We start from the raw sequence: 379 nt of genomic DNA, 5'->3' as shown, positions 1-379 counted from the left end.
GGTAAAAGTCAATCGTATGACCCCGTTGATCAACTGCACGATACAGGTAAGTCCATCGCCCCTTCACTTTGATATAAGTCTCATCCATATGCCATGAATGTAAATCTGTAGGATTACGCCAATACCAGCGTAACCGTTTTTCCATTTCTGGAGCATAACGCTGAACCCAACGATAAATTGTACTGTGATCCACATTTATGCCTCGTTCAGCGAGCATTTCTTGAAGTTCACGATAGCTGATGCCATATTTACAATACCAACGAACAGCCCAAAGAATGATTTCACCTTGAAAGTGCCGACCGTGGAAGGGATTCATCTGCTGTATCTCGAAATAAATAAGATATTTAGCTTATCATGTCAGCCTATTTGCAACAGTGCC

Annotated in this window: 1 pseudogene; it reads right to left on the bottom strand. The window is 42.0% G+C overall.

Going from position 1 to position 379, the window contains the following annotated elements:
- Positions 1-316, bottom strand: a pseudogene (locus R5R67_RS19605) (IS6-like element IS1008 family transposase); the annotation flags it as partial.
- Positions 317-379 lie beyond the last annotated feature (63 nt).

This window comes from Acinetobacter sp. OYA S30 (assembly GCF_033599315.1).
Classification (GTDB): Bacteria; Pseudomonadota; Gammaproteobacteria; order Pseudomonadales; family Moraxellaceae; genus Acinetobacter; species Acinetobacter baumannii.
Note: the sequence above shows the minus strand (reverse complement) of the source record. Positions and strands in the feature narration are given on the sequence as shown.